Annotated in this window: 6 protein-coding genes and 1 tRNA gene; 1 reads left to right on the top strand and 6 read right to left on the bottom strand. The window is 55.1% G+C overall.

Going from position 1 to position 3,921, the window contains the following annotated elements; translation table 11 throughout:
- Window positions 1–297 precede the first annotated feature (297 nt).
- Complete coding sequence (locus AC1D1P_RS16820; RefSeq protein ID WP_477669747.1) at window positions 298–492, top strand: DUF3606 domain-containing protein; 195 nt, start codon at window positions 298–300, stop codon at window positions 490–492.
- Between the two features lie 471 nt (window positions 493–963).
- Here the strand turns inward: AC1D1P_RS16820 and AC1D1P_RS16825 are convergent, their stop codons facing one another.
- The 6 genes from AC1D1P_RS16825 to AC1D1P_RS16850 all read right to left on the bottom strand — a co-directional run bounded on the left by AC1D1P_RS16825 (window position 964) and on the right by AC1D1P_RS16850 (window position 3,735).
- On the bottom strand, window positions 964–1,389 hold the full coding sequence (locus AC1D1P_RS16825) for a hypothetical protein (protein ID WP_477673757.1): 426 nt from the start codon (window positions 1,387–1,389) through the stop codon (window positions 964–966).
- Window positions 1,390–1,493: 104 nt separating this feature from the next.
- Window positions 1,494–1,961: a hypothetical protein gene (locus AC1D1P_RS16830; protein WP_477669749.1), complete on the bottom strand. Its 468-nt coding sequence runs from the start codon at window positions 1,959–1,961 to the stop codon at window positions 1,494–1,496.
- A 59-nt stretch (window positions 1,962–2,020) separates the two neighbouring features.
- Complete coding sequence (locus tag AC1D1P_RS16835) at window positions 2,021–2,305, bottom strand: hypothetical protein (RefSeq protein ID WP_477669750.1); 285 nt, start codon at window positions 2,303–2,305, stop codon at window positions 2,021–2,023.
- 398 nt (window positions 2,306–2,703) lie between these two features.
- Complete coding sequence (locus AC1D1P_RS16840) at window positions 2,704–2,976, bottom strand: YHYH domain-containing protein (protein ID WP_477669751.1); 273 nt, start codon at window positions 2,974–2,976, stop codon at window positions 2,704–2,706.
- A 31-nt stretch (window positions 2,977–3,007) separates the two neighbouring features.
- Complete coding sequence (locus AC1D1P_RS16845) at window positions 3,008–3,250, bottom strand: hypothetical protein (RefSeq protein ID WP_477669752.1); 243 nt, start codon at window positions 3,248–3,250, stop codon at window positions 3,008–3,010.
- A gap of 397 nt (window positions 3,251–3,647) precedes the next feature.
- Window positions 3,648–3,735: transfer RNA gene (locus tag AC1D1P_RS16850), tRNA-Ser, on the bottom strand.
- Window positions 3,736–3,921 lie beyond the last annotated feature (186 nt).

A 3,921-nucleotide genomic window follows, 5' to 3' on the forward strand; every position in this document is an offset into this window, starting at 1 on the left:
GACCAGCACTGCGCATCCGTGCCGCCGGCGTGAGCAGCAGCAAACCCAAAATCCACAGCAGCATGAGCGCATGGAACGGTTTCATGGCATCGGCCTTGTCACATATCGTGACATGTGTTCCTGCAAACATCTCCTCTAATTGAAGGATGTGATATTCATCGAAATATAGGAAAGTGCACAGGTAAAGCGTGGTCGGTGCAATATGGCGTGATTTTTTGCACCAATTACTTACGACAAGTCCGCACTGCCACGCTTCAGTAGGGCTCCATGAAATGTCCCATTTGAAGGGGGTACATCATGTCACAAAAATTTCCTGACGCAGACAGCACGACCAACCGCATCAGCCTGACTAATCCGCGCGTCGTGGAGTCGTGGTGCTCCGAGTTGAAATGCACAGAGTATGAATTGCGTGTGGCGGTCTATGCGGTAGGCAGCGAACCCGACGAGATCCGCAGTTATTTTCATCGCAGCAGAGACACCTGCCAGCAATGATTGCGAGCTGAGGCATAGCCGTCAGTATCGGGAGCCGTCCCAGGCTTCAGCCAGCTGGTCAGGTATCCCGGTCTTCATTCTGCGAAACGCAAGGCGATGCTCAACATCTTCGCACCACCGCTGAAATGCCTCGGGAGTCGGCGCAGGTCCAACTCCCTTTTGAAAGGCCGCCATCTTTTGCATAAACGCCATACAACGCCGCGTGCGCTCGAGCTCTTCATGCTGCTCAACTCTTACAGCGGCGCGTAGCGTTTCCATCATTCTGGAGTTAGCCATACGCCCTCCTGGGCAGTTAAGAAAGCGGATCAATACCTCTCCTGGCTCTCTGAGCCCCGCCGAATACCGAGAGAGTATTGAATTTACGACATAAACCAGTCCAAGTATTTATCCGCACCCCAGTGGGTCAGATCTGGACGGAATTCAACAGCTAGGCGTCAGCCTAAGAGTAAAAGCGTGCCCTACACACCTGGGCTATGGATAGACTTTGACGCTCGGCTTGCGGGCGTGCTTACTGCTGGGATCGTCGTCTTCTCTCCAAAGCTCCATCCGCTCTCCGTAGAACCTCAATCGCCAATTTGCAAYCTGGTCACTACTCGAAAGCTTTCCCTTCAGTGGAATGATCACTTCTTGAGGCTTTCCCGTTGCTATCCAGGTCACAACCATCTGCTCTGGAATTGGCATTGGTGCATTCCAAAGACTTCCGCTGCCCGGCACTGAAACTCCCGAGAACGGCACCACCACTTTTCCATAAGTAATTTTGAGATCGTCAATCGGAGTTTCATATACCCGAAACGATAGGCCGTGCTCGACAAAGCCGCGGTGTGCACAGGCGGCAACAAGCAGTACCGCCAGGAGAGCAGTGAACAAGATGACGATGCGTTTGACGATGAATTTCATCATTGGAGTTTAGCCATGGGGTCTTCATGATGATTGACGTGCTCAGCCCAACAGAGGCGGATTTCTTTCGCGGCTTATTCCTCAGAGACCACAGAAATGAGGGGTTAGCCACCGACACTTGCCGGCTGCGCCGGTACGCAACAGAGCGGCGGTTTCGCGGGGCTGGGACTAGGTTGATTTTCCCATGTCAAATATATTGCGACGAAAACCGCGGCTTGCGCAAAGAGATGAAACGCTATTACCCCGCAGACAGGCGCTGATTTAACTGTGATGCCCTGCTTTGGTTCGTCCTGCTCGCCAGCCACAGAATTCAAGAGCTTTGCGAATTGCTCACACTCCCGCTGAGTGAGTTGGAGTACCCAAAGATTGGATAAGGAGAACACAAGATAGCTCCCTCCAATAACGAGAAACATTTCTGGTGCCCACGACACCTTATCTTTTCCAATCGTGTACCCAAGCACTGCGAGGCTCACTGCGGAAAAGTACGTCCATAACTTGTGGGCTGAGTCGGTGTGCTTGCTATACAAATCGTAGGCTTCTTTAAGGCCGAGTTTTGTAGGAACTGTGGTCATATGCATGCTCCACGCAGATAGACTGAGGCGAAGCTCCGCGGTCGTTCGTACTTAAGGGTTCACCGGCAGACGTATTGGCCAGAGCTCGTGTAGCCACAGTGTTGCTGCGGGCGGATGGGCGCTGGTGCCGGCGCATAGTTGGGCTGCACTGTGCCGGCCTGGCCAGTGTAGGGATTCGTGTTGCCCTTAGTGCTGTAATTGTCAAGGTTCGTGCTATTCGGCGCGGTGCGAACGTGCCCCTCAACATAGGTGCCGTTCTTAGTGACGTGCGGTTGAACGTAGGTTTGAGCAAAGGCAGTGCCCACTGCAATGGTGGCCACGATAAAAACAATAGCTGATTTCATGTTGTCCCCTTAGAAGTCCCACGGGCCGCGTGGGCGCGGTATCCAACACCAAGCTATTCAGTCGGGGCCCTTTGAGGCGCCGGCGATCCCGAACCAATGCCAACAGGAGCGACCCAGGGTGTTCCCACGGGCGCAGCGTCATTCTTGAGCGAACGTATGGCATCTAGTAATGCTGCTGCATCTTTGATACTCCTAGCTCGGTCGGCGCTGATCTGCAAGCATCGCGAAAACACGTACGGAATGACCGCCAGAGCAATTGCCAGCGCCGTGGCAGCAGCCTCTTGTGGAGCGCTCTGCGCACCACTAAAGCCAAAGATCAAGACAAGAAGCCCGAAGCAGGCACTGATTAAAGTAATGATGTAGCTAATCTGAACCATGGATTCCTCGCTTCGTTGACTTCAACAGCCGGTGTAGTTCTTCCGGCCGCTCTTGGTAATCGTGTACGTCCCACCGCGCGGGCCGACATAGCAGGTAGGTCCACCGCCCTTCGCTGAGGCTACTGGAGCTGCGGCCGGAGCCGTCGGAGCCGCCGCAGCCGTTTTCTTGCCACCGTGACAGTGATGGCCACCGGTCTTGCGGTTCGTGTGGCAGCCCTGCGCATCCGTACCACCCGGGTGAGCGATAGCCAACTCGCATGCCAGTAGCAGCGCGGGGACACAGAACGATTTCATGATGTTCCTTCAGCCCCGTGGCCTAGCCGACCTACTTGCTTATGTTGGGATATCCCTTGCCACCTTTTCCGTCATAAATATGTATCTCCGTCTTTGAGGGTGGAGGTACTTTCTTTGCCGCTTCCGCTGCCCTTTGAGCTGCGACCGCCTGGTCGTTGGCCGCTTTGGCTTTTGCCGCCTTTGCCCAGGCGTCCTCCTGGGCCTCTTTGGTCGTCATTTGGGCATGCGCCAAGGAGACGGTCAAAACCAGAATCATGGTCAGCGCGGTTTTCATGTGGCCTCTTTGGTGTAGTAGAACTTGTAAGAAGCACGTTACATGAGGGAATCAGACTTCACCTCCTCTAAGTGGGGGAGGCAATGCCGCGAAACCGTGGCCCGTCATACAGCCCATGTAGCCCATCCGGTACAAAGCGCCCAGAATGGCGTTGTTACTCACCGGCTTCTCTGGGTCCTGCTCACCGGGCCAGGCCGCGTAACGCCTATATGTCGCCAATACCACTTGAGCCGGCTTGGAAAGCTGCAGGATATGCGGCGTTCGTACCTTCATGCACGCAGCCAGAATGCACCACTCTGTCAAAGACCAATCTGGACGACCAGAAACAAAAAAGCCCCGATTTACGGGGCTTTCAGGGCATTTCTCAGATCAATCTGGATTTCTCTGGATGCAATTTTGGCGGAGAGGGTGGGATTCGAACCCACGGTACCTTGCGGTACGCCTGATTTCGAGTCAGGTACATTCGGCCACTCTGCCACCTCTCCAGTGTGGACTGGCGATTCTAGCAGGCTTGAAAAGGGCCCCCACGGTCGCTCACTTCGTGTAGCTTCCTGCCCCCCCGAGGGGGCCGCCCGCCTGCGGCCTGGCAAAGCCAGTTCCGCGGCTCGGACTGTGCTGAAGATTTATTTCCCCGCCGCCGGGGCCAGCACCTTGATGCCGCCCATGTACGG

The organism is Polaromonas sp. P1_E1_2, from assembly GCF_056406035.1.